This is a genomic window from Aquicoccus sp., assembly GCF_041686535.1.
In the GTDB taxonomy this organism is placed as follows: Bacteria; Pseudomonadota; Alphaproteobacteria; order Rhodobacterales; family Rhodobacteraceae; genus Aquicoccus.
Window position 1 is genome coordinate 1 of sequence record NZ_JAWLDS010000016.1, and the last position, 25,223, is coordinate 25,223.

Here is a 25,223-nt window from a genome sequence, read left to right on the forward strand (position 1 = left end):
CTCGGATCACTTGCAACGCTCCTCGGCATCTTCGACGGCAGCCGTGAACCCCGAAAGCGAAAACGTATCCTTTGTGGTGGTGCCACGCGACGACTCGCCCCTCAGGATTGCCGACTTTCCACGCTTCATCGCCTTGAGGATCTCTTCATCGTCGGAAGGCGAGGCGGGCCAGGCCCATTCACCCTCGGTGAAGAGTTCGAATTCATCGCCGTCAATATCAAGATTGACCGTCGATCCGGACGCAAAGGGATAGCCACCGGTAAAAGTGATCTGTCCGGCCACATCCGCATCTGGCCGGTAGAACGCCATCAGCAGGATCGAGCCCCGCCGGACCGCGACCACGCGGCCATCCTTGGTGTTGACGGTCTCCTTGGGCGAGGTGACCGCCCAGCATTCGCGCGGGTTGTCCTCTTCGAAAACCGACCAGTCGGTCTCTGCCGCGACCTGGTTCGTGCTTGTTTCCTGCGCGGCAACGTCAGAAACCGTCAGTGCCATGATGGCCCCGGCAACGCCTAGCGCAAAACGTGATACCATGTGTCCAGCCTCCAGCTGTCCTTTTGCCTCAATTCCAGCCACTGTCGCCGGCCCTTTGCGGGTCATTGTCGCAAACAGGGGCATTTTCCTACTCGACATTCGTACATTAGCCTGAAACCTGCCATGTGCGAAAGGGAAATTGGCGAAAAATTGCCATAGCGAAGACCGCGTTACGCGGCACGTCACGCAAAGGAAAAAAACAGATGACCGCAGCGGTGGAAATGGCGCAGCTCTGGCGCGGGCCGGTCCGCGAATCCGTGCATCTGGGGCACGCGGTTGTGTGCGGCCCGGATGGTGACATCGTCGAAAGCTGGGGCGATCGCGGGTTGGTCGTCCTGCCAAGATCGTCCGCCAAGATGATCCAGGCCCTGCCCATGGTGGAGAGCGGCGCGGCCGCGGCGGCCGGGCTTGGCCCCGAGCAACTGGCGCTGGCCTGTGCGTCGCATAACGGGGCGGCGATCCACGTCGATCGGGTGCGCGCGTGGCTGGCTGATCTGGGGCTTGGCGACGACGATCTGCGCTGTGGCTGGCACATGCCGCGCGACGAGGACGAGGCACGGCGCCTCACCTGCACCGATTGCCCCCATGAGCAGGTCTATAACAACTGTTCCGGCAAACATGCCGGGTTCCTGACCCTAGCGCGGCGCATGGGGGCGGGGCCGGACTATGTCGCGGTCGATCACCCGGTACAACAGGCCGTGAAAACGGCATGGGAAGAGGTTACGGGGGAGGCCACGCAAGGCCACGGGATCGACGGCTGTTCCGCTCCGAATTTCGCGGGCACCCTGCATGGCATGGCGCGCGCCATGGCGTTCTTTGCCGCGGCTTCGGAGGATGGCGATGCCCGGTCGCGCGCGGCCGTGGCGCTCAGGCAGGCAATGGTGACATGGCCCGAACTGGTCGCGGGCGAGGGGCGCGCCTGCACCGAGTTGATGCGCGCGATGGATGGGCGTGTGGCGCTCAAGACCGGGGCAGAGGCGTTTTTCATCGCCATCATCCCCGAGCGCAAGCTGGGCGTGGCGCTCAAGATCATCGATGGTGGCACGCGCGGTGCGGAAAGTGCCATTGCATCGATCCTCGTGCGGCTTGGCGTGCTCGACCCCGAGCATCCTGCCGCCCGGCAGTTCCGCACCCCCGTCCTTCGCAATTGCCGCGGTATCGAGGCGGCACATATCCGCCCCGGCACCGCGTTTTCCTGAGCTTCATCGGCCTGCCGTGGTGCCGGCTTATCGCCCCGGCAGGTCGTCGCGGCACGGGTCCGGATCCCAGTTCTCGATGACGTGAACCGCCTCTTCGGCGGTTTCGACATAGCGAAAGAGCTCGAGATCCTCTTCCGAGATCGTGCCGGCATCGGCCAGCGCCTCCCAGTTTATGATCCTTTCCCAGAACGCCTGGCCAAAGAGCAGGAAAGGCACACGCTCCATGCGCCCGGTCTGGATCAGGGTGAGGCTTTCGAACATCTCGTCCATCGTGCCGAAGCCACCGGGAAAGATGCAGATCGCGCGTGCCCGCATCAGGAAATGCATCTTGCGGATCGCGAAATAGTGGAAGTTGAAGCACAGGTCGGGCGTTACGTACTCGTTCGGCGCCTGCTCATGCGGCAACACGATGTTGAGTCCCATGGACGCCCCGCCGACATCGGCCGCGCCGCGGTTGCCCGCCTCCATCACGCCCGGCCCCCCGCCGGTGCAGATCACGAACTCGCGCCCGTAGGTTTCAAGCGATTTCACGGTCATCAACCGGGAGAACTCGCGCGCCACGTCATAGAAATGCGACAGCTCGGCCAGGGTCCTGGTGCGCGCCTTGTCCTTCTTCTCGGGCTGGGGAATACGGGCGCCGCCGAACAGGACGATGGTCGAGGTAATGCCGCGCTCTTCGAGGATCAGTTGCGGTTTGAGCAGTTCGAGTTGAAGCCGAACCGGGCGCAACTCGTCGCGCAGCAGGAAATCCTCGTCGTCAAAGGCCAGCCGATAGGCCGGCGCGCGCGTCTGGGGCGTGTCGGGAACGTGCTCGGCGGTGGACCGGTCGGTGCCGGCATCACGAAAGGGGCTGCGACGATCGTCTTTCATGGCGTTTTCCTTGGTTGCGCGTTCATGCAAGCTCTATAAGGTTCGCCGGATCAAGGCCAGCCGGGGAGAGATGGGATGAACTGGAAACACGAAATCAAGGCGGCGTGGGCGCGGATCGAAGACCATGTGCGACAAACGCCGGTGCTGACATGCGATGGCCTCGGCCTCGGCTATCCGGTCGAGTTGAAGCTGGAACAGATGCAGCATACCGGCAGTTTCAAGGCGCGCGGCGCATTCAACACGCTGCTGTCGGGGCCGGTGCCACAGGCCGGTCTGGTCGCGGCCAGCGGGGGCAATCACGGTGCGGCGGTGGCCTTTGCCGCGCGGGCACTGGGCCATGCCGCGCACATCTTCGTGCCGGAAATGGCCGGGCCTTCGAAAATCGCGCTGATCCGCGAGACCGGGGCGCAGTTGAGCGTGGTGAGCGGCGAATATGCCAACGCGCTGGCCGCGGCGCGTGAATTTGAGGATGCCTCGGGCGCGATGCAGATCCATGCCTATGATGCCCCAGCGACCGTGGCCGGGCAAGGCACCTGCATGGCCGAATGGGAAGAACAGGGATTGCAGGCCGACACGGTGCTGATCGCGGTGGGCGGTGGCGGGCTGATCGCCGGTGCGCTGGGCTGGCTTCAGGGTGCGCGCAAGGTCGTCGCGGTCGAGCCTCAAACGTCCTGCGCGCTCAACGCCGCGCTGGCGGCGGGACACCCGGTCGATGTGGAGGTGTCGGGCGTGGCCGCCAATGCGTTGGGCGCGCGGCGAATCGGGGAAATTTGCCATGACCTGGCAGTCGAACATGGCGCGCAAAGCGTGCTGGTCAGCGATGACGCGATCCTTGCTGCGCAAAAGGCGCTTTGGCGCGGGCTGCGGCAACTGGTGGAGCCCGCGGGCGCGACCGCGCTGGCCGCGCTTCTGGGTGGGGCCTATACCCCCGAACCTGATGAGCGTGTCGCGGTGCTGGTCTGCGGGGCAAACCTGGCGCCCGACCCGCTTGGCTGAGCCGTTCATCGCTGCGCTGCATTGATTGGCGCTTTCCTTGCCGCTATAGCCGCATGAACGCCAGAATCCGACAGGGGAGACACGACATGTCGAACGCGCAACTCGAAGCGGCCATCGAGGCCGCATGGGACAACCGCGACCAGATCACACCGGCCACCAAGGGCGAGACCCGCGAGGCCATCGAGGCGACACTCGATGCGCTCGACAGTGGCAAGTTGCGCGTGGCCGAACGCGGCGATGACCGCACATGGCATGTGAACCAATGGGCCAAGAAGGCGGTCCTCCTGGGCTTCCGTCTCAAGGACATGGAACATCAATCGGGCGGGCCGCAGGGTGGCGGCTGGTGGGACAAGGTGGACAGCAAGTTCGCGGGTTGGACCGATGCCGACTGGAAGGCCGGCGGCTTTCGCGCGGTGCCCAACTGCATCGTGCGGCGCTCGGCCTATATCGCGCCGGGCGTTGTGCTGATGCCCTCCTTCGTCAACCTCGGCGCCCATGTCGACGAGGGCACGATGGTCGACACATGGGCCACGGTCGGCTCTTGCGCGCAAATCGGCAAGGGGGTGCACCTGTCGGGTGGCGTCGGCATCGGCGGCGTTCTGGAGCCGATGCAGGCGGGCCCCACGATCATCGAGGACAATTGCTTCATCGGTGCGCGCTCCGAGGTGGTCGAAGGCGTGATCGTGCGCGAGGGATCGGTCCTCGGGATGGGCGTCTATATCGGCCAATCGACCAAGATCGTCGACCGCGAAACCGGTGAGGTCATGTATGGCGAAGTGCCGACGGGATCGGTCGTGGTATCAGGCTCGATGCCGTCGAAGAACGGGGTCAACCTCTATTGCGCCGTGATCGTGAAACGGGTCGACGAGAAAACCCGCGCAAAGACCTCGATCAACGAACTCCTGCGGGACTGAATGCTCCCTCTCAGGCCAGCATCAGCCTTGCCTCGAAGCTCTTCAGCGTCATCCGCGCGGTCGGGCCATACCCGATCGCCGGGGGCCTGCAAAGCTCGGGGAACAACCGGCGTATTTCTTCGCCGGTTTCCGCGTCGAAACTGTGCGCGGTCTCGCGCCCGGGATGATAGCTTTCACTCCAGAGCCCGTTGCCGCAGATCAGTTCATGACGGTCGAACAGCAGGTGAATGTATGTAACGGGTTGCCCGTCCCGGCGCCGCCGGATCGTCTCGTCATTGACGAGTTCCCTGGCCTTGACCAGAACCTCATGCGCCCCGAACAGCAATTCAGCCAAGGCCGAGCGTATGAGGATCCGGTGATTGGGCGACAGTTCCAATGCCTCATGCGTCCCCAGGGCGCCCGCCTCGAATGTGACTGGCGCGTCGCGATCCTCGGCGCGCCGCCTTGTCTGTCCGATCCACCGCACCGGCTGTGACCCGTGATCCAGCGTGAGCACCAGGTCGCCCGGTTCAAGCGTCTCGATCCTCACCGGCCCGACCGGCGTCTCGATCAGCGTTCCTGTCGTGAAACAGGGGACAGTGGTCAGGTTGACGAAGGCGACATCCGAATTTCCGGACTCATCCTCGACCGTATAGGAAAAGGTGCGTTCCTCCATGTCATTGTCTGCCGTTGCCAGGTTCAAACCGCCTGATGTCAGAGTGATCGCTTCGCCCGTGGTCAACATCACCGTATCGCCCACCGAGACCGGCTGGCCGTTGATCTCGGTGATCGTCAGGGTGCTGCCGGTGCTGCTCGTGTCATTGGCCAGAACGTCGAACTCGTCGCTATCGCCCGTGCGCAGTTCGACGTTGTCATCCCGGGCCACGAGGGCGGTCTGGATCGAATCTGCGGCAATCAGGAGATTGCTGTCGAAGGCCCCGTCACCGCCATCGGCAATCCCGATCTTGATCGCGTTCACTTCATTCGGATTCACCGGTGCCTTGAGGGTCAATGTCACCGTGAACCCGTCCATTTCGGTGTTGTAGGTCTCTCCGCTGGCGGGGTTGTCGATGTAGAGGTTCTCATTGCTCTGGTTGTTGATGTTGTTGATCGTGATATCGCCCGACCCGACGGCGAGAGCGGCCTGTTCTCCATTGACCCACACACCCACCGCATCATTGAAGCCGGAGTTGACGTATTCGAGGTATTCTTCCGACGAGAACACGACCTGCATGGTCAGTTCGCTGCCCTGTGGGATGAAATCGGCTTCGAAAATGGCCGCGTCATATGTTGTCTGTCCTGAAACGCTGCTCAGATCGCTGTCACCGGACTGCATATGATCGGTGCTGGTGCCGCTGCTGGTATTCGCATCACCGTCGCTGTTGGTGATGTCCGCTGCCTTGCCGGTCGACAGGATCACACCCGTGTCCGACGGTGTCACGCCGGGCGCAACGCTGTCGCCGGCGGTATAGACTCCCGAGGCCGACGCGGCCCCCGTGTAGGTGGCCGAAACCACGTTGATGCCATTGCCGAACATCTCGTCGGCCATGTCCAGGGCGGTCACCGATGTGTCAACCGGAAGTTCCGATGCCAATGCCATGCAATTTCTCCGACCGTTGCTTTGGTCAGTGAGTGTCCGGGAAGCGCCTTGAGATCCGGTTGATTGCCACCCTTGCAAGCGGTCGAAAAACCGAGATCTTGAGACAAATCCATGCCATCCTGTCCGGCCTGGATTGACGCTCGGGTTGCGAGCGGATAGTGCGATGCGCCATGGCAGCGCGCGAAAATCCATCCCGTCAACAGGTCTATACGCTCGTGGTCGAGATCGGCCGCAAGCTCGGAGACGGCTTGCCCGACGGCGCCACCGGCGCGGCGCTCATGGTCTTTGCGAGCGGCGTGGACGAGGCCGAGGCGGTGCGCGAAACGGTGGCGATACTCAAGCAGGCCGATACCGCGCCGCTCGATGTCACTGGATATGGCACGCTCGATGAACGGTTGGCCGAAGGGCATGAGATTTCAAAGGAAGAACATGCGCTGATGCAGCGGGCGCTGGACGAGAACGCGGTGATTGTGGCGCAGGTTACGCCGTTCTTTGAAGATGAAGGAGGAGTGGCGTGATGCCATCCGGCACGTGATGACGAAGATCGCGATCAATGGTTTCGGGCGGATCGGTCGGTCGATCCTGCGGATGTTGCTGACCAGCCGGGCGGACGAGGGGTTCGACCTGATCGCGATCAACGATATCGCACCCCTCGAGAGCTGTGCCTATCTGTTTGCCTATGACAGCGTTTTCGGCCCCTACCCGGGCGATGTGCACCACGACGCCGGCGCGATCATCGTGGACGGGCGGCGCATCCCGTTCCATTCGGTCGCGGATATTCGCGAGATTGACCTCGCCGGCGTCGATGTTCTTCTGGAATGCACCGGCGCCGGGGGCGGCCGAGCCGAGGTGGAACGTGGGCTTGAGGCCGGGGCAGGATCGGTGCTGATCTCGGGGCCGTCGGACGTTGCCGACGCAACCGTGGTGCTGGGCGCGAACGAGGGCGACCTGGGCGCGCATCGGATCGTGTCGAACGCCAGTTGCACGACCAACGCGCTGGCCCCGCTGCTCGCACTACTGGAGGCGCATTGGGGCGTGGAAAGCGGGCATATGACCACGGTGCATTGTTACACCGGCAGCCAGCCAACCGTCGACAAGCCCAAGGCCAACCTTGTGCGGTCACGTGCGGCGGCCCTGTCGATGGTGCCCACGACGACCAGTGCGGCGCGCCTCATCGGGGCGGTTCTGCCGAGGCTGGACGGGCGGATAGAAGCGCGGGCAGTGCGTGTTCCCACGGCGAGCGTCTCCTGCATCGACCTGACGGTTCAGACCCGCAAGCCGGTAAGCGTTGACGCGGTCAACACGGTTCTGGAACAGGCAGCGACCGACAATCCGGTGTTCGGCTGGATCACGCTGCCGCTGGTTTCGACCGACCTGCGCATGCGTCCCGAATCCATCGTGATGAGCGGGCGCGAGACAAGCGTGTCGGTGGGCGGCTTGCTGCGGGTCTTTGGCTGGTATGACAATGAATGGGGCTTTTCGAACCGGATGCTCGATGTGGCGGGCTTGATGGTTGCGCGCTGAACTTGCACGGCCGCGCGCGTGGCGACCTGAGATTTGAGTATTTTCACCAAGAGAGAACCCGATTTTCGAAACTGTTTTGAAAGTGATCCTTGGCAACACGCGCTTGGATTTGAACGCGCATGTCGGCATTCTGTGACAGAATCGGAGGAATGAATGGACGGGTTTCTGACAACGCATGTCCTTGATACCGCGCGGGGCTGTCCGGCGGCGGGGTTGAAGATCGCGCTTTACCGGATCGAGGGCGATGCGCGCGCGCAGGTGCGCACGCTGATCACGAACGAGGACGGGCGCACCGATTCGCCCATCCTGCCTTCCGAGGAATTCGAGCCCGGAGTTTACGAGCTTGTTTTTCACGCAGGGGATTACCTGCGCGCGAGTGGGCAGGCGGGCGATGGGCCGCTGTTTCTCGATCTGGTGCCGATCCGGTTCGGCATGAACGACGACTCGCATTACCACGTGCCACTCTTGCTGTCGCCTTTCGGGTATTCGACCTATCGTGGCAGTTGAAGCGCGGCAGCCATCCGCGTGGCCATGAAATCGAGAAAAAGCCGCATCTTGGGGTCCTGCCGGCGGCGGTGGGGGTAGAGTGCACCCAGCGTAACCGGCAGCGGCGGCGTCTGTTCGAGCACGGGGCAGAGCGCGCCGCTGGCGAGATGCTCTGCGACCTCGAACAGCGGCTTGAGGATGATCCCCTGCCCTTCGAGCGCCCAGTTGGTCAACACGTCGCCGTCATCGGATTCGAACGGGCCGGTGACGGCGAAGCGTTTGACCCCGTCGGGTGTTTCCAGCGGCCATTGAAATTCGGGCGCACCGGGATAGCGCAGGTTCAGGCAGTCATGCGCACCGGTAACAAGATCCTGCGGATTCAGGGGCGCGCCGCGCCGGTCGAGATAGGCGGGCGCGGCGCAGAGCAGGCGCGGGCAATCGGCGATCTTGCGAATCCTGAGGCTGCTGTCTTCGGGCTGGCCCAGGAAGAACACGATGTCGAGCCCTTCGGCGGTGAGGTCGAGCTTGCGATCCGACAGGCGCAGGCGGATGTTGATGAGCGGGTAGTCGCGTTTGAACGCGGGCACGAGCGGGGCGATCAGGCGGCGCCCGATCCCGAGCGGCGCGGCAACATGGATGGTGCCGCGCGGGTCGGCGGTGATCGAGGTGACGGCGGCTTCGGCCTCGGAGACGGCATCGAGAATCCGATGCGCGCCATCATAGAAGATTCGGCCCTGCTCGGTCGGGTTGAGCATGCGTGTCGTGCGCTGGAAAAGCCGCACGTTCAGATGTTCTTCGAGCGAGGAGATGCGGGCCGAGGCGACGGCAGGGGAAATGCGCTGATCCCGCGCCGCGGCGGACATCGAGCCAAGTTCATAGACCCGCACGAAGGTTCGGATATTGTCGAGATAGGACATGAGGCGCAAGTTTTTCCGGTTTTTTTGAAAGTGCTGGGATTATTTGGGTTGTTCAAGGGAAAAGCGGCATCCGCTAGGCTGCGCCGTGCAACGAGACAGGAGGACAGGCGATGTTCGAGATGGCGATCCTTTGGGATTGGGCGGGGTTTGCCGTTCGCTGGCTGCATGTGATCACGGCGATCGCATGGATCGGGTCATCTTTTTACTTCATCGCGCTCGATCTGGGATTGCGGCGCGAGGGGGATTTGCACGGCGCGGATGGCGAGGAATGGCAGGTGCATGGCGGCGGGTTCTATCACATCCGCAAGTACCTCGTCGCGCCCGAGGCGATGCCTGAGCACCTGACATGGTTCAAATGGGAGAGTTATTCGACCTGGCTTTCGGGCGCGGCACTTCTGATGATCGTCTATTGGGCGGGGGGCGAGCTTTACCTCATAGACCAGCACAAGGCGGACCTGACGCTCTGGCAGGGGATCGCGATCTCGGCGGCGTCGCTGGGGATCGGCTGGCTGGTCTATGACCTGCTGTGCAAGAGCGGGCTGGGCAACCGTCCCACGCTTCTCATGCTGCTGTTGTTCGCGCTGCTGGTCGCGATGGGCTGGGGGTTGAACCAGGTGTTCACCGGGCGCGCGATGATGCTGCACCTCGGGGCCTTTACCGCCACGATCATGACCGCCAACGTGTTCCTGATCATCATTCCCAACCAGCGGGTCGTGGTGGCCGATCTCAAGGCCGGGCGCAAGCCGGACCCGAAATACGGCAAGATCGCCAAGCTGCGTTCGACCCACAACAATTACCTGACCCTGCCGGTCATCTTCCTGATGCTGAGCAACCATTACCCGCTGGCATTCGCCGCCGAATACAACTGGGTGATCGCGGCGCTGGTCTTCCTGATGGGGGTGACGATCCGGCACTTCTTCAACTCGATGCATGCGCGCAAGGGGCTGCCGTGGTGGACATGGGCGGCGACCGTGGCGCTTTTCCTCGCGATTGTCTGGCTCTCGACGCTGGGCCAGGACGAGTTTGGCGTGGTGGAAGAGGCCGAAGCGCGTGAAATGACGGCAACGGAAGAACGCTTTGCCAGTGCCGAGGGGTTCGAGGATGTCACCTACATCGTGATGGGGCGCTGTTCGATGTGCCATGCGCGCGAAACGGCCTATGACGGGGTGCCACACGCGCCAAAGGGCGTTTTGCTGGAAACCCCGCAGGAGATCGCGGCGCAGGCGCGCGAGATTTACCTTCACTCCGGGCGGAGCACGGCGATGCCGCCGGCGAATGTCACCTGGATGGAAGACGAGGAGCGGGCGGCGATCGTGCGGTGGTATCGCGCCGCCGTCGGGGACCGGATTGCCCTAGCCGGGGAATAGCTCACGTGCCCGTTCGACGACGAAGTCGATGAACAGCCTGACCTTGGGATCCTGCAACTTGCGGTGGGGATAGAGGCAGGCAAATGTCGAGGGCATGGGCGGGGTATCTGGCAGAACCTCGCAGAGCGCGCCGGTCGCGAGATGGGTTTCGACATCGAAACGCGGCTTGTTGGCAATGCCGTGACCGGCCAGCGCCCAATCCGTCAGCACGTCGCCGTCATCGGCATCAAAACGCCCGGAGACGTCGAGTTTCAATGGCCCTTGTGGCGTTTGCAGGGTCCAGAAATATTCCGGGCTGCGCGGAAAGCGCAGCAACAGGCAATTGTGGTTGTCCAGCAGATCCTGCGGGTCCCGTGGTGTGCCGCGCCTGTCGAGATAGCCGGGCGAGGCGACGAGCGCACGCGGGCATGATGCGATCTTGCGCAGTTTCAGGGTGCTGTCCTGCAATTCGCCAAGGAAAAACGCAAGATCGAGCCGGTCTTCGAGCATGTCGATCTTGCGATCCGACAGGCGTAGCTGCACCTGAACGTCGGGAAAGGTGGTATTGAACTCGGGCACCATCGGCGCGATGACGCGCCGCCCGATACCAAGCGGGGCCGAGACCCGTACTGCGCCGCGGGGTGTTCCGGCAAAGCCCGCGACAACGGCCTCGGCCTCGTCGAGCGCCTCGATCACCCGGCGGGCATGGTCGTAAAACAGCCGCCCGGCTTCGGTCGGGCCGAGCTTGCGGGTCGTGCGATTGAAAAGCCGCACGCCTAGCCGTTTCTCCAACTCCTTGATGCGGTTCGAGGCCACCGCCGGGGTGAGGCGGAGGTCGCGCCCGCCTGCCGTGATCGACCCGAGTTCAACCACGCGCACGAAAACCTTGATACTCTCGACATAAGGCATGGCGCGCCCTCCTGACAGGATGGTAGCATCGACTGACCCTTTCGATTTTATACGTTTTCTTGAAAGTGTCCAAGGAAAGGCGTGGTTTAGAAGCGCAAGTCGGCGGCGTAGAGTCCGGGGCGGTTTGCACGCAAAACGCTAGATGAAGGATTGGACATGGCAATGGTGCGGCAAGAGATCCGGTTTCTTCTGAACGATGACGAGATGCATCTGGGCGGAGTGGGCGCGGGCGATACGCTTCTGGATTTCCTCAGGATCAGGCAAAGGCTGACGGGAACCAAGGAAGGCTGTGCCGAGGGCGATTGCGGCGCCTGCACGGTGCTGGTGGGCCGGCTGACCGGTGGCGGCTTGCGCTATGAGCCGGTGAATGCCTGTATCCGGCTTCTGGCCAGCCTGGACGGCTGTCACGTCGTGACGGTCGAGCATCTGCGCGGCGCGGATGGGGGCCTGCATCCGGTGCAACGCGCGATGGTGGAGCATCACGGCAGCCAATGCGGGTTCTGCACGCCGGGCATCGTGATGGCACTCTATGCGCTGTGGATGGAGACGCCGCGACCGAGCGAGACCGAAGTGGAAATCGCCCTTCAGGGCAACCTGTGCCGCTGCACCGGCTATGCGCCCATTGTCCGCGCGGCGCTGGCGGCGGCGGATCATGGCGGGCCGGATGGTGATATCCTCGTGACCGAGCGTGAGAGGGTCACGGCGGCTTTGACGGGCCTGCGCGATGGTGCACGGGTCGAGGTCGTGCGCGACGGGCAACGCGCGATCCTGCCCGCAGATGTCAATGATTTTGCCACAGCTTACGCGGCCGAGCCCGAGGCGACGGTGGTGGCGGGGGCCACGGATGTGGGGCTTTGGGTCACGAAATTCCTGCGCGACATCGGGCCGGCGATCCTGATCGGGCATTTGGACGGGCTGCAGCAGATCGAAGAATGCGAGGATGCGCTGACCATCGGCGCCGGGGTGAGCTACTCGCAAGCCGAGAAAGTGCTGCTCGACACCTTCCCGCATCTGCGCGAATACTGGCACCGGATCGCGGGCTGGCAGGTGCGCAACATGGGCACGATCGGCGGCAATATCGCCAACGGATCGCCCATAGGCGACCTGCCCCCCGTGCTGATCGCGCTGGGCGCACGGCTGGTGCTGCGGCATGGCGCGGCACGGCGCGACTTGCCGCTCGAGGCGTTCTTTCTCGACTATGGCAAGCAGGATTGCGCGCCGGGCGAGTTCGTCGAAAGCGTGGTGGTGCCGCGCCCGCAGCATGGCGTGTTGCATGGGGCATGGAAAATCTCGAAACGTCGTGACGAGGATATTTCCTCGGTCGCGGCGGGCTTTGCCGTGACGGTGGCGCAGGGCAGGATCACCGATGCGCGCATCGCCTTTGGAGGGATGGCGGGCGTTCCGAAACGCGCCAAGGCGGCCGAGGCGATGCTGATCGGCGCGCCGTTCGAAGGCGAGAGTTTCGTTCGGGCGGCGCAGACCCTGTCACAGGATTTCGCGCCGCTGAGCGATTGGCGGGCCAGCGCGGATTACCGGATGCGCGTGGCGCAGAACCTGTTCCAACGGTTCTGGGCGGTGCATGGTGACAATGGGCAAGCCGAATTGCAGAGGGTCGAAGCATGAGTATCAAGGGCGCAACCCATCAGGATCTGGCCCATGACAGTGCGGCCAAGCATGTCACCGGGCGGGCGGAATATACCGATGACATTCCCGAACCCGGTGGCACGCTCCATGCCTATCTGGGCCTGTCCGAGGTGGCGCATGGGCGGATCGTGGAAATGGACCTCTCCGAGGTTCTGGCCGCGCCGGGAGTGGTGGGGGTTCTGACCGCGGACGACATTCCCGGCGCCAATGACATCAGCCCGACGGGATTGGGCGACGACCCGGTTTTCCCGGAAGACTCGGTCGAGTTCCACGGCCAGCCGCTTTTCGCCGTGGTGGCCGAGAGCCGGGAGGCGGCACGCCGCGCGGCGACGCTGGCGCAGGTCGAGATCGCGCCGCTGGCCCACGTTCTCGACCCGGTTGGCGCCATCGAAGCGGGATACCCGGATGTCACCGCCCCGCTCAAGTTGGAGCGGGGGGATGTGGCGGGTGGGCTGGCGGGCTCGGCGCACCGGATCAAGGGGCGCATGGCGATCGGCGGGCAGGATCACATGTATCTCGAAGGGCATATCGCCTTTGCCATGCCCGGCGAGGACGACGATGTCGTGGTCTATTCCTCGACCCAGCATCCGAGCGAGGCGCAGCACATGGTGGCGCATGTCCTGGGCGTGCCATCGCATTCGGTGGTGGTCAACGTGCGGCGCATGGGCGGAGGTTTCGGCGGCAAGGAAACCCAGATGAACCTCTTTGCCGCGGTGGCGGCGCTTGCTGCGAAGAAGTGGAACCGACCGGTCAAGATCCGCCCCGACCGCGATCAGGACATGATCGCCACCGGCAAGCGGCACGATTTCGTGGCCGATTACGAGGTCGGGTTCGACGGTGAGGGGCGGATCGAAGCGGTCGAGGGTCTTTTCGCCGCGCGCTGCGGGTTTTCCGCCGACCTGTCGGGGCCGGTCACCGACCGGGCGCTGTTCCATGCCGACAACGCCTATTTCTATCCGCATGTGCGGCTCCGCTCGCGACCGATGAAGACCAACACCGTTTCCAATACCGCCTTCCGCGGCTTTGGTGGGCCGCAAGGCGTGATCGTGGCCGAGCGGATGATCGAGGAAATCGCCTATGCGCTGGGGCGCGACCCGCTCGAGATTCGCAAGGCGAATTTCTATCGCCCGGGTGGCGACGTGACGCCCTATCACCAGCAGGTCGAGGACAACATTCTTGAGCGTATCGTCGGTGAGCTGGAGGAGTCATCGCAGTATCAGGCACGGCGGCAGGCGATACGCGACGACAATGCCCGCAATGGCATCATCCGGCGGGGCATCGCCCTTACCCCGGTGAAGTTCGGCATCTCCTTTACCGCGACATGGTACAATCAGGCCGGTGCCCTTGTGCATGTCTACAGTGACGGGTCGATCATGCTCAACCACGGCGGTACCGAAATGGGGCAGGGCCTGAACATCAAGGTAGCGCAGGTGGTGGCCGAGGCGTTTCAGGTCGATATCGAGCGGGTCAAGATCACCCGCACCACGACCGAGAAAGTGCCCAACACGTCCGCCACCGCGGCCTCGTCGGGGTCCGACCTCAACGGCATGGCGGCGCTGGATGCATGCGAACAGATCAAGGCCCGGCTGGTGGATTTCGCCTGTGAGAGCCGGGACATCGTGGCGGATGAGGTGGCATTTCTGCCCGGGCGCGTGAAAATCGGGGCCGAGGAAATCGGCTTCGACGATTTCATCCGGCAGGCCTACATGGCGCGGGTGCAGCTTTCGGCGGCGGGGTTCTACAAGACGCCGAAAATTCACTGGGACCGCGCCAAGGGGCAGGGGCGTCCGTTCTATTACTTCGCCTATGGCGCGGCCTGTTCGGAGGTGTCGGTGGATACGCTCACCGGGGAATACCGGGTCGATCGGGTGGACATCCTGCATGATGTCGGGCGCTCGCTCAATCCGGCGGTCGACCGCGGCCAAGTCGAGGGCGGATTCATCCAGGGGATGGGCTGGCTCACCAGCGAGGAACTGTGGTGGGACGACGATGGCCGCCTGCGCACCCATGCGCCCTCGACCTACAAGATCCCGCTCGCCTCGGACCGGCCGCGCATCTTCAACGTGGCCCTGGCCGAATGGTCGCAGAATGCCGAGCGCACGATCAAACGGTCCAAGGCCGTGGGTGAGCCGCCCTTCATGCTGGGCATCTCGGTATTCGAGGCGATCTCGATGGCGGTGGCCAGCGTCGCGGGGTATCGCGAATGTCCCAGGCTCGAAGCGCCGGCAACGCCGGAGCGGGTGTTGATGGCAATCGAGAGGCTGAAACGGGAAAGATGAGCGATCTGGAAAGGTTTCTGGTAGGCCCTGAAGATGTCGTGCATGTCAAGGTGGCCCGGCTCCAAGGGTCGGGTCCGCGCGAGGCGGGGGCAGGCATGTTCGTGTCGCGCAAGGCGCAGCACGGCACGATTGGTGGCGGTCAACTGGAATACATGGCCATCGACCATGCCCGCCGGATGCTGGCCGACGGACAGGACAAAACCGAGATGCAGGTGACCCTTGGCCCCGAGAGCGGGCAATGCTGCGGCGGGCGGGTGTGGCTGGCGCTTGAGCGGCTCGACCGGGCAAGCCGGGTGCGCGTCATCGAAGCCGATGCGAGAGACCGGCAGGCCGACCCGCAGGTGATGATCTTTGGTGCCGGGCATGTCGGGCGCGCACTGGTGCATGTGCTCGCGGCGCTGCCGGTGCAAACCGTGCTGGTGGACACGCGCCCAGACGAGCTTTCGCGGGTCGATACCGCCTGTGACAAGCGGTTGGTGGCCTTGCCCGAAGCCGAGATCGACGGCTTGCGCCCCGGGGCGGCGGCAGTGATCGTCACGCATGATCATGCGTTGGATTTCCTGATCGCGGCCGAGGCTCTGAAAAGGCCTGGCTTGGCGTATGTCGGCATGATCGGCTCAAAAACGAAACGCGCGTCCTTTTCCGGCTGGCAGCGACGCAATGGGATCAGGGTAGATGAGCAGCGGTTGACCTGCCCGATGGCGGCGGAGCAGAAGGGCGACAAGCGCCCCGAGGTGATCGCGGTGCAGATCGCGGCAGAGGTCATGTCGAGATTGGGTCAATACCAAAGCATACGCGAAAGCATGGAGAGGCAAGAGTGAGCGAGCGGATCCTGCGCGGGCGCATCCTGAGCTTTCACCGCGAACCGGTGGGAGCCGGGGATGAGGATGCATTCACCTATCACGAGGATGGCGGGGTGTGGCTCCGCGACGGCATGATCGTCGGCTGCGGCACCTTCGACGCCGTATCAAAACGCGCCGGAACGCTCGACGTGATCGACCACCGGCCACACCTCATCCTGCCCGGCTTTATCGACCCGCATATCCATTTCCCGCAGGTGCAGGTGGTGGCAAGCTGGGGCGAACAGCTTCTCGACTGGCTGCGCGATTACACCTTTCCCGAAGAGATGCGCTTTGCCGATGCGGGTCACGCGGCACGGATGGCCGGGGCGTTCTTCGACCTGCTCACCGCGCATGGCACCACGACCGCCGTCGCCTATTGTGCGGCGCATCCGAATTCGGCCGAAGCATTCCTTGCCGAGGCGCATCGGCGCAACATGCGCATGGCGGGCGGCAAGGTCATGATGGACCGCAATGCGCCTGATGGCCTGATCGACACGGCGCAATCAGGCTATGACGACAGCAAGGCACTGATCGAGAAATGGCATGGGCGGGGGCGTCTGCACTATGCGATCACGCCGCGTTTCGCGATCACCTCGACACCCTCGCAACTGGCCGCCGCCGGGGCATTGCTGGCCGAACACCCCGATTGCTACATGCAGACCCACCTGTCGGAAAACCACGACGAGATCGCAGAAACCCTGCGCCTCTACCCCGATGCGCGCGATTACCTTGATGTATACGATAGACATGGCCTGCTGGGCGAGAAGGCCCTCCTGGGCCATTGCATCCACCTTGAAGAGCGCGAGATCGCACGGCTGGCCGAGACCGGATCACGCCCGGTGTTCTGCCCGACCTCGAACCTGTTCCTGGGCAGCGGCCTCTTTGACGACGCGGGGCTGCGCGCACGCGGCATCGTGAACGCGATCGCAACCGACATTGGCGGCGGCACCAGTTTCTCGATGTTGCAGACCCTGAACGAAGGCTACAAGGTGCTGCAATTGCAGCGTCAACAGACCCATCCCTACCGTGCCTTTCACTGGATCACGCGCGGCAACGCCGTCGCTCTTGGGCTCGACGACCGGATCGGCACGCTGGACGAGGGCACCGAGGCGGATATGGTGGTGCTCGACGCCCGGGCGACGCCGGAAATGAAACTGCGACACGAGACGGTCGAAACGCTGGCCGAGGAGCTTTTCCTGTTGATGATCCTTGGCGATGACAGGGCGGTGGCGCAGACCTATGTGGCGGGCGAGCCGATGAAAGTGCCCGCCTGACGCCGGGCAAGGAGGACGGATGGACAAGCCGGATCTTGAAACGCTGATCGCCACGGCGCGGGGCGAGTTGCCCGCCGACATGGTGTTTCGGGGCGGTCGGGTGCTTGACGTCGTCACCGGCGAGATGATCGAGGGCGACGTGGCGATTGCCGGGTCGGTGATCGTCGGCGTGGGCGAGAGTTACGAGGCGCAGGAGGTCGTTGACGTGGCAGGGCTGACACTGGTGCCTGGGTTCATCGACACGCATCTGCATATCGAAAGCTCGCTGGTCACGCCCTATGAGTTCGACCGCTGCGTCGGCCCGCGCGGCGTCACCACGGCGATTTGCGACCCGCACGAGATTGCCAATGTGATCGGAATGCCGGGGATCGAGTATTTCCTCGAAGCGTCGCGCCACACCCTGATGGATATTCGCGTCAACCTGAGTTCCTGCGTGCCCTCGACCGAGATGGAGACGGCAGGCGCGCGCATCGGGGCCGGGGAATTGGCTGCGTTCAAGGATCATCCGCGGGTGATCGGACTGGCCGAGTTCATGAATTTCCCGGGCGTGATCCACCGCGACGCGCAAGCGATGGCCAAGCTGCACGCCTTCGAGGGGCGGCATATCGACGGGCATGCGCCGCGCCTGTCTGGACGCGATCTCAGTGCCTATGCCGCCGCGGGCATCCGTACCGAACACGAGGCGACCAGCGCCGAGGAAGCCCGCGAGAAACTGCGCAAGGGCTTGCGCGTCCTGATCCGCGAGGGATCGGTCAGCAAGGACATGCACGCGTTGGCGCCGATCCTCAATGACCTGACATCGGCCTATTGCTGCCTGTGCACCGATGATCGCAACCCGCTCGACATCGCCGAGCATGGGCATCTCGACTACATGATCCGAAGCCTGATCGGCTTGGGCATCTCGCCGCAGGCCGTCTATCGCGCGGCAAGCCTCTCGGCGGCCGAGGCGTTCGGCCTCAAGGATCGCGGCCAGATCGCGCCCGGCAAGCGCGCCGATATCGTGGCCGTCGAAAGCCTTGAGGAGTGCCGGGCCACGCTTGTCGTGTCCGGCGGCGTGATCCTCAGTGACGCGGCCTATTCCGCCCGCGAGGTGATCGCCCCTGTCGGGCGGCGCACGGTTCAGGCCCCGAAGGTCGGCGCCGTCGATTTCCGCACGACCGGCAACCGCGAAGAAACCGACGTGATCGGTATTCTCGAAGGCAAGATCATCACCGAACACCTGCACGAGAACATTGCAATCTTCGATGGTGACAAGCGCCCTGATCCCGTGCGCGATCTTGTCAAGATCGCCGTGATCGAACGCCATGGCCGCAACGGCAACATCGCCACGGGCTTCGTGAAGGGCTTTGGCCTCAAGGCCGGGGCAATTGCCTCGACCGTCTGCCACGATCACCACAATATCGCGGTGGTAGGCGCCGATTACGATGACATGGCGCTGGCCGCGAACCGCCTGGGCGAGATCGAGGGCGGGTTCGTCGTGGTGCGTGACGGGGCGATACTGGCCGAACTGGCCCTGCCGGTGGCCGGGCTGATGAGCCTTGAGCCCTTCGAGGTGGTGCGCGATACCCTGATCCCGCTGCGCGCGGCGGCGGCGGGCCTCGGCGTGGAATTGCAGGAACCCTTCCTGCAACTGGCTTTCCTTGCCCTGCCGGTGATCCCTGCTCTCAAGATCACGGACCGCGGCCTTGTCGATGTCGAACGGTTCGAGATCATTTCCTGACCTCTGGCCTCACCGTAAAAAGAAACGCCCCGGACATGATCCGGGGCGTTGCTCGCTGTCATCGGAATGGTGCGGGACCTATCAGTCCGCGGCTTCCTCTTTCGTGACCTCTTCACCGGTCTCCTGGTCGACGACTTTCATCGACAGGCGCACCTTGCCGCGGTCATCAAAGCCCAGCAGCTTGACCCAGACTTCCTGACCTTCCTTGAGAACATCCGACGGATGGTTCAGGCGGCGGTTCTCGATCTGGCTGACATGGACCAGCCCGTCACGCTTGCCAAAGAAGTTCACGAAGGCGCCGAAATCGACGATCTTTACCACCGTGCCCTTGTAGATGCCGCCCTCTTCGGGCTCGGCCACGATCGAATGGATCATGTCATAGGCTTTCTTGATGGCATCGCCGTTGGGCGACGCGATCTTGATGATGCCTTCGTCATTGATATCGACCTTGGCACCCGAGACCTCGACGATCTCGCGGATCACCTTGCCGCCCGAACCGATCACTTCGCGGATCTTGTCGGTCGGAATCTGCATGGTTTCGATGCGTGGTGCGTGGATGCTGAACTCGCCGACATCCGAAAGCGCCTTGTTCATCTCGCCCAGGATGTGCAACCGCCCATCCTTGGCCTGTGCCAGCGCCTTTTCCATGATCTCGGGCGTGATACCTGCGACCTTGATGTCCATCTGGAGGCTGGTGATGCCGTCTTCGGTCCCGGCCACCTTGAAATCCATGTCGCCGAGGTGATCCTCGTCGCCAAGAATATCGGTCAGGATGGCATAGGAGCCGTCCTCTTCCAGAACCAGACCCATCGCCACACCGGCCACCGGCGCCTTGAGCGGCACACCGGCATCCATCATCGACAGCGACCCGCCACAGACGGTGGCCATCGAGCTTGAGCCGTTCGACTCGGTGATCTCGGACACGAGGCGCAGGGTATAGGGAAAGTCCGTCGGCGCCGGCAGAACAGCCTGAAGCGCACGCCATGCCAGTTTTCCGTGACCGATCTCGCGACGGCCCGGAGGGCCAACGCGCCCCGCTTCACCCACCGAATAGGGCGGGAAGTTGTAATGCAGCAGGAAATTCGAGCGGAAATTCCCGGTCAGCGCATCAATGAACTGCTCGTCATCGCCGGTGCCCAGCGTGGTGACGACCAACCCTTGGGTTTCACCCCGGGTAAAGAGCGCCGAGCCGTGCGTCCGCGGCAGGAAGCCGGTTTCACAGACGATCGGGCGCACCTGGTCCAGCGGGCGGCCGTCGATCCGCTTGCCGTCCTTCACGACATTGCCGCGCAGGACAACGGATTCGAGCTTCTTGAGCGCCGCGCCAAGGTTCGGATCTTCAAGCTGCTCTTCGCTCAGAGCCGCCTTGATCGCTTCCTTGGCGGCCGAAACTGCGGCGGTGCGCTCCTGCTTGTCGAGGATCGCATAGGCGTCGCGCATCTGCGTCTCGCCCGCGGCCTTCACCACCTCGTAAAGCTCCGAGTAATCCGGCGGCTGGAAGTCGAACGGCTCTTTCGCGGCATCCTCGGCCAGGTCGATGATCAAGTCGATCACCGGCTGGATCTGCTCATGCGCGAAATTCACCGCGCCCAACATTTCGGATTCGCTCAGCTCATAGGCTTCGGACTCGACCATCATGACCGCGTCCTTGGTTCCTGCGACCACGAGGTCAAGCCGCTGCTCGGGCTTGTTTCGCAGATCGTGCATGTCCTCGACATCGGGGTTCAACACGTAGTCGCCATCGACATAGCCGACGCGGCAGGCCGCGATCGGGCCCATGAAGGGCACGCCCGAAATGGTCAATGCGGCAGAGGTCGCGATCATCGCCACCATGTCGGGATCGTTGACCAGATCGTGGCTCAGCACGGTGCACATGACCAGCGTTTCATGCTTGAAACCCGGCACGAAGAGCGGCCGGATCGGCCTGTCGATCAGCCGCGCGGTCAGGGTCTCTTTCTCGCTGGGGCGTGCCTCGCGCTTGAAGAACCCGCCCGGCACCTTGCCCGCGGCATAGTATTTTTCCTGGTAGTGAACCGTCAGCGGAAAGAAATCCAATCCGGGTTTGGGCTCCTTGGCAAAGGTCACGTTGGCCATGACGCTGGTTTCGCCCAGCGTTGCAATCACCGAACCATCTGCCTGACGGGCAACCTTGCCCGTTTCCAGTGTAAGCGTCTCATCGCCCCACTGCATGCTTTTCGTCGTAATATTGAACATCATCGTTTCCTGTCTGGAGGCACTCCCGGGCGTATCCCGGGTCCTCCGTTTTCAATGGCGGCCCCATTGCCGCCGACCTCTTCATCATCCCATGCGCCGAGGCCAGAGCGTCACGTCTCAGATGGGGCGCACTTACAGGATCATGGTCGATTTGAAAAGGCGGATGTTGGCACGTTCCCAACTTGCCGCCACAGGTGCGAACGCCGGTGCCTGTCACATTCGGCTTCCGGATGGCGCAATGGCCAAAGGTTAACCTGCACGAAAGCCGCCATCGCAAACGCCGTGTTAACCTGCCGAGATTCCGAGATCCCGGCAGCCGGATGTCAGCCGGGAGTCATACGCGGATCACCCCCCCGATTCGGGCCGCGTTAACCATCGGCGGAATGCCGCGCGTGGTGGCGTCTCAACCGCGCAAGACGCCGCCCGTGGACTTGGAAACCTTTTCGATGATTTTCGCGCCGACCGCCTCGATTTCCTTCTCGGTCAGGGTCTTGGCCTGCGGTTGAATCCGCACGGTGATGGCCAGGGACTTCTTGCCCTCGCCAAGGCTCCCACCGATGAACTCGTCAAAGACGCGCACGTTCTCGATCAGAGCCTTGTCGGCCCCCATCGCCGCGTTGACCAGCGCCTGCGCCTCGACTTCGGTGCCGACGACAAAGGCAAAATCACGCTCGACCGCTTGCAGATCGCTGGCCTCCAATGCGGGGCGCGTGGCATTCCGTTTGCGTGGTGCGGGCACCTCGTCGGGCCAGATGGTAAAGCCCACGGCCGGGCCTCTGACATCCAATTCTTTCAGTACTTTGGGATGAATTTCACCAAATATTCCAAGCACTTTCTTGGGGCCGAGACAGATTTTCCCGTGCCGTCCGGGGTGCCACCATGCCGGGCCGTCGCGCAGGATCTGCACCTTTGCGGGCGCGCCGATCGCGGCCAGCACCGCCTCGGCATCGGCCTTGGCGTCGTAGAGATCGACCATCCGCGACGCGCCATGCACGTCCTTGGGGCCGGTCCGTCCGACCAACAGGCCAGACACCTGCAAACGTTGCTCTTCAGGCTCGCCGCCGTGGAAGGCCGGGCCGACCTCGAAGAGGGCCAGATCATGAAACCCCCGCGCCTGGTTGCGGGCCGCGGCCTGCAACAGGGCGGGCAGCAGGTCGGGCCGCATATGGCTCATTTCCGACGAGATCGGATTGTCGAGCATGGTTGCATCCGTGCCCCCGCCGAACAGCGCCGCAGACGCCCGATCGATGAAGGAATAGGTCACGCATTCGTTGTAGCCTAGCGATGCACAGACCCGCCGCGCCGCCTGTTCGCGCCGCTGATGCAGCGACAATACCGGTTTCGGCACACCGACCTGCGTTCGGCGCATTGGGATTCCCTTAAGCTTCGTTAACGAAGCAATGCGTGCGACCTCCTCCACGAGGTCCGGCTCGCCCATCACGTCGGGCCGCCAACTCGGCACATGCGCCATGTTGCCCTCGAGCCGGAAGCCCAGCTTGGTCAGGGTCTGGCGCTGCTCGCTCTCGGGAATGTCCATGCCCACAAGGCTGATCACCCGCGCCGGGTCGAGCCTGTAAGCCCGGCTCACATCCGGCACCTCGCCCGCGACGACCACCTCCGACGGCGTGCCGCCGCACAGCTCGATGATCATCTGCGTGGCCAGCTCGATCGCGGGCATGTTGAACGCCGGGTCGATACCGCGCTCGTTACGATAGCGCGCATCGGAGTTGATCTTGAGTGCCCGGCCCGTATAGGCCACCTGCACATGATCCCACACCGCTGCTTCAAGGAAAACATCGGTGGTTTCCATGGTGCAGCCCGTTTCCAGTCCGCCCATGATTCCGGCAATGGATTCAACGCCTTGATCGTCGGCGATCACGATTTGCCCGTCGGAAAGCGTGTATTCTTTCTCATCCAGCGCCACCAGCTTTTCACCGTCCTTCGCCCGCCGGATACGCAGGTCGCCCGTCACCTTGGCGGCGTCGAACACATGCAGCGGGCGGTTCTGATCGAAGGTGAAAAAGTTGGTCACATCCACCAGTTTCGAGATCGGCCTGAGCCCGATCGCGCGCAGCCGGTCCTGCAACCATTGCGGGCTCGGCCCGTTCTCGACCCCCCGGATCAGGCGCCCGGCGAAGACGTGACAGCCATCGCGCGTGTCCTCGTCGATGGTCACGTTGATCGGGCTGGAGAATTCCCCCGCGATTTCAATCTCTTTCGCGGGTTTCAGCGTGCCCAGCCCCCGCGCCGCGAGGTCGCGCGCGATCCCCCGCACGCCCAGCGCGTCGGGCCGGTTCGGCGTGATCGCGATCTCGATGACCGGGTCGACCTTGGCCGGGTCATTCGCCGCCAGCCAGTCGATGAAGCGCTCGCCCACCTCGCCGCTGGGCAGTTCGATGATGCCGTCATGCTCTTCGGAAAGCTCCATCTCGCGCTCGGAGCACATCATCCCGTGGCTTTCCACGCCCCGGATCTTGCCCACGCTCAGCGTGGTGTCGATGCCGGGCACGTAATCGCCCGGCTTGGCGATCACCGCAATGATCCCTTCGCGCGCATTGGGGGCACCGCACACGATTTGCTTTACGCCCTCGTCGGTCTCCACCTGGCACAGGCGCAGCCGGTCCGCATCGGGGTGCTGCTCGGCCGATATGACCTTGCCCAGCGTGAAATTCCCGAGCTTGTCCAGCGGGTTGCTGATCTCTTCGACCTCAAGCCCGAGATCGGTCAGCGCCTCGGCGATTTCTTCGACCGACGCGGTGGTGTCGAGATGGTCCTTGAGCCAGGAGAGAGTGAATTTCATGTCCGGGTCTCCTCGAGGAGAGAAAGTTCAACGGTCGTGTAATGCGCAAGCATTGCGCCCGGCCCGAGGGTGTGGGCGATGGCGAACATCATGTCTGACATCACCTGCTCAACCCTCCGTGCAGGGTCGGCACGTCGAGGCTTGCAAAGCCGTAATGGCGCAGCCAGCGCAGGTCGGAATCAAAGAACGCCCGCAGGTCGGGGATGCCGTATTTCAGCATCGCGATCCGGTCGATCCCCATACCGAAGGCAAAGCCCTGATGCACCTCCGGGTCGATACCCCCGGCCCTGAGCACGTTGGGATGCACCATGCCGGAGCCAAGGATTTCCAGCCAGTCATCGCCTTCGCCGACCTTGAGTTGCCCACCTTCCCACGAACAGCGGATATCGACCTCGGCCGACGGCTCGGTGAACGGGAAATGCGAGGCGCGAAAGCGCAGTTCCACGTCATCGACCTCGAAAAAGGCTTTCACGAATTCTTCCAATGTCCACTTGAGGTTGGCCATGGAAATATCGGTGTCCAGCGCCAACCCCTCGACCTGGTGGAACATCGGCGTGTGGGTCTGGTCATAGTCGGCGCGATAGACGCGCCCCGGACAGATCACCCGGATCGGCGCGCCCTGCAATTCCATCGAGCGGATCTGAACCGGGCTGGTATGGGTGCGCAGCACATGCGGCGGGCGCTCGTCGCCCTCCGCGCGGTGCATGTAGAACGTGTCCATCTCGGCCCGTGCCGGGTGGTGGCCGGGAATGTTGAGCGCGTCGAAATTGTGCCAATCGCTTTCCACCTGCGGCCCCTCGGCCACGGCGAACCCCATGTCGGCAAAGATCGCCGTGACCTCTTCGGTCACTTGGCTGATCGGGTGGATCGTGCCCGCCCGGCGGGTTCGCCCGGGTAGGGTCACGTCAAGCCACTCACCGCGCAGACGCTCATCCAGTGCAGCATCTGCCAGCGCCTCGCGCTTGGCGGCAAGCGCCGAGTTGATCTCGTTTTTCAGTGCGTTGAGCTTTGGCCCCATCACCTGCCGCTCGTCCGGGGTCATCTTGCCCAACTCGCGCATTTTCAGGCTGATTTCTCCCTTCTTGCCCACCGCCTGCACCCGCAGATCCTCAAGCGTGGACTCGTCGTCCGCTTCGGCGATCAGCTTGATATACTTGTCTCTCAGATCGTCCATCC

20 protein-coding genes are annotated in these 25,223 nt (G+C 63.5%); 12 read left to right on the plus strand and 8 right to left on the minus strand.

What is annotated here, in order from left to right; translation table 11 throughout:
- Positions 1-6: 6 nt before the first annotated feature.
- The gene (locus tag ACESL9_RS05825; protein WP_372612013.1) at positions 7-495 is read right to left on the minus strand and encodes an invasion associated locus B family protein; all 489 of its coding nucleotides are present in this window, start codon (positions 493-495) and stop codon (positions 7-9) included.
- A gap of 242 nt (positions 496-737) precedes the next feature.
- Between ACESL9_RS05825 and ACESL9_RS05830 the strand changes: the two genes are divergently transcribed.
- Positions 738-1,733, plus strand: a complete 996-nt coding sequence (locus ACESL9_RS05830; protein ID WP_372611903.1) for an asparaginase — start codon at positions 738-740, stop codon at positions 1,731-1,733.
- 27 nt (positions 1,734-1,760) lie between these two features.
- On the opposite strand, the gene ACESL9_RS05835 is transcribed toward ACESL9_RS05830, so the two are convergent.
- Positions 1,761-2,603: an LOG family protein gene (locus ACESL9_RS05835; RefSeq protein WP_372611905.1), complete on the minus strand. Its 843-nt coding sequence runs from the start codon at positions 2,601-2,603 to the stop codon at positions 1,761-1,763.
- 75 nt (positions 2,604-2,678) lie between these two features.
- On the opposite strand from ACESL9_RS05835, the gene ACESL9_RS05840 reads away from it, so the two are divergent.
- Positions 2,679-3,599, plus strand: a complete 921-nt coding sequence (locus ACESL9_RS05840; protein ID WP_372674596.1) for a threonine/serine dehydratase — start codon at positions 2,679-2,681, stop codon at positions 3,597-3,599.
- 86 nt (positions 3,600-3,685) lie between these two features.
- Positions 3,686-4,513 carry a 2,3,4,5-tetrahydropyridine-2,6-dicarboxylate N-succinyltransferase gene (gene dapD, locus ACESL9_RS05845; protein ID WP_372674597.1) on the plus strand — a complete coding sequence of 276 codons (828 nt, stop codon included), beginning with the start codon at positions 3,686-3,688 and terminating at the stop codon, positions 4,511-4,513.
- Positions 4,514-4,523: 10 nt separating this feature from the next.
- On the opposite strand, the gene ACESL9_RS05850 is transcribed toward dapD, so the two are convergent.
- Positions 4,524-6,092: a choice-of-anchor L domain-containing protein gene (locus ACESL9_RS05850; RefSeq protein WP_372611911.1), complete on the minus strand. Its 1,569-nt coding sequence runs from the start codon at positions 6,090-6,092 to the stop codon at positions 4,524-4,526.
- 170 nt (positions 6,093-6,262) lie between these two features.
- Between ACESL9_RS05850 and ACESL9_RS05855 the strand changes: the two genes are divergently transcribed.
- The 3 genes from ACESL9_RS05855 (at position 6,263) to uraH (ending at position 8,123) form a co-directional block, all read left to right on the plus strand.
- Positions 6,263-6,610 (plus strand): hypothetical protein, encoded by a 348-nt coding sequence (locus ACESL9_RS05855; protein ID WP_372611913.1) that lies wholly within the window; start codon positions 6,263-6,265, stop codon positions 6,608-6,610.
- 16 nt (positions 6,611-6,626) lie between these two features.
- Entirely contained in the window at positions 6,627-7,616 is a 990-nt protein-coding gene (locus ACESL9_RS05860; protein ID WP_372611915.1) for a type I glyceraldehyde-3-phosphate dehydrogenase, read from the plus strand.
- A gap of 153 nt (positions 7,617-7,769) precedes the next feature.
- The gene (gene uraH, locus ACESL9_RS05865; protein ID WP_372611917.1) at positions 7,770-8,123 is read left to right on the plus strand and encodes a hydroxyisourate hydrolase; all 354 of its coding nucleotides are present in this window, start codon (positions 7,770-7,772) and stop codon (positions 8,121-8,123) included.
- Here the strand turns inward: uraH and ACESL9_RS05870 are convergent.
- Positions 8,108-9,019 (minus strand): LysR family transcriptional regulator, encoded by a 912-nt coding sequence (locus ACESL9_RS05870; protein ID WP_372611919.1) that lies wholly within the window; start codon positions 9,017-9,019, stop codon positions 8,108-8,110. The two genes, uraH and ACESL9_RS05870, sit on opposite strands and share 16 nt — an antisense overlap.
- Positions 9,020-9,129: 110 nt before the next feature.
- On the opposite strand from ACESL9_RS05870, the gene ACESL9_RS05875 reads away from it, so the two are divergent.
- Positions 9,130-10,386: a urate hydroxylase PuuD gene (locus tag ACESL9_RS05875; RefSeq protein ID WP_372611921.1), complete on the plus strand. Its 1,257-nt coding sequence runs from the start codon at positions 9,130-9,132 to the stop codon at positions 10,384-10,386.
- On the opposite strand, the gene ACESL9_RS05880 is transcribed toward ACESL9_RS05875, so the two are convergent.
- Positions 10,372-11,274: a LysR family transcriptional regulator gene (locus tag ACESL9_RS05880; RefSeq protein WP_372611923.1), complete on the minus strand. Its 903-nt coding sequence runs from the start codon at positions 11,272-11,274 to the stop codon at positions 10,372-10,374. The two genes, ACESL9_RS05875 and ACESL9_RS05880, sit on opposite strands and share 15 nt — an antisense overlap.
- Before the next feature lie 156 nt (positions 11,275-11,430).
- On the opposite strand from ACESL9_RS05880, the gene xdhA reads away from it, so the two are divergent.
- Genes xdhA through ade form a run of 5 tightly spaced genes read left to right on the plus strand, consistent with a single transcriptional unit; the run spans position 11,431 to position 19,033 of the window.
- The gene (xdhA, locus tag ACESL9_RS05885) at positions 11,431-12,897 is read left to right on the plus strand and encodes a xanthine dehydrogenase small subunit (protein WP_372611925.1); all 1,467 of its coding nucleotides are present in this window, start codon (positions 11,431-11,433) and stop codon (positions 12,895-12,897) included.
- Complete coding sequence (gene xdhB / locus ACESL9_RS05890; RefSeq protein WP_372611927.1) at positions 12,894-15,197, plus strand: xanthine dehydrogenase molybdopterin binding subunit; 2,304 nt, start codon at positions 12,894-12,896, stop codon at positions 15,195-15,197. Before xdhA ends, xdhB begins: the two co-directional genes overlap by 4 nt.
- Entirely contained in the window at positions 15,194-16,018 is an 825-nt protein-coding gene (gene xdhC, locus ACESL9_RS05895; RefSeq protein ID WP_372611929.1) for a xanthine dehydrogenase accessory protein XdhC, read from the plus strand. The genes xdhB and xdhC overlap by 4 nt, the downstream gene beginning before the upstream one ends.
- On the plus strand, positions 16,015-17,313 hold the full coding sequence (gene guaD / locus ACESL9_RS05900) for a guanine deaminase (protein WP_372611931.1): 1,299 nt from the start codon (positions 16,015-16,017) through the stop codon (positions 17,311-17,313). The genes xdhC and guaD overlap by 4 nt, the downstream gene beginning before the upstream one ends.
- Positions 17,314-17,332: 19 nt before the next feature.
- Positions 17,333-19,033 carry an adenine deaminase gene (ade, locus tag ACESL9_RS05905; protein ID WP_372674598.1) on the plus strand — a complete coding sequence of 567 codons (1,701 nt, stop codon included), beginning with the start codon at positions 17,333-17,335 and terminating at the stop codon, positions 19,031-19,033.
- 81 nt (positions 19,034-19,114) lie between these two features.
- Here ade and pnp read toward each other — a convergent pair whose 3' ends face one another.
- From pnp to pheS, 3 genes are all read right to left on the minus strand, one after another.
- On the minus strand, positions 19,115-21,247 hold the full coding sequence (gene pnp, locus ACESL9_RS05910; protein WP_372611935.1) for a polyribonucleotide nucleotidyltransferase: 2,133 nt from the start codon (positions 21,245-21,247) through the stop codon (positions 19,115-19,117).
- A gap of 403 nt (positions 21,248-21,650) precedes the next feature.
- Positions 21,651-24,047 carry a phenylalanine--tRNA ligase subunit beta gene (gene pheT / locus ACESL9_RS05915; RefSeq protein ID WP_372611937.1) on the minus strand — a complete coding sequence of 799 codons (2,397 nt, stop codon included), beginning with the start codon at positions 24,045-24,047 and terminating at the stop codon, positions 21,651-21,653.
- Between the two features lie 100 nt (positions 24,048-24,147).
- Positions 24,148-25,221, minus strand: a complete 1,074-nt coding sequence (gene pheS, locus ACESL9_RS05920; protein ID WP_372611939.1) for a phenylalanine--tRNA ligase subunit alpha — start codon at positions 25,219-25,221, stop codon at positions 24,148-24,150.
- Between the last annotated feature and the right edge of the window lie 2 nt (positions 25,222-25,223).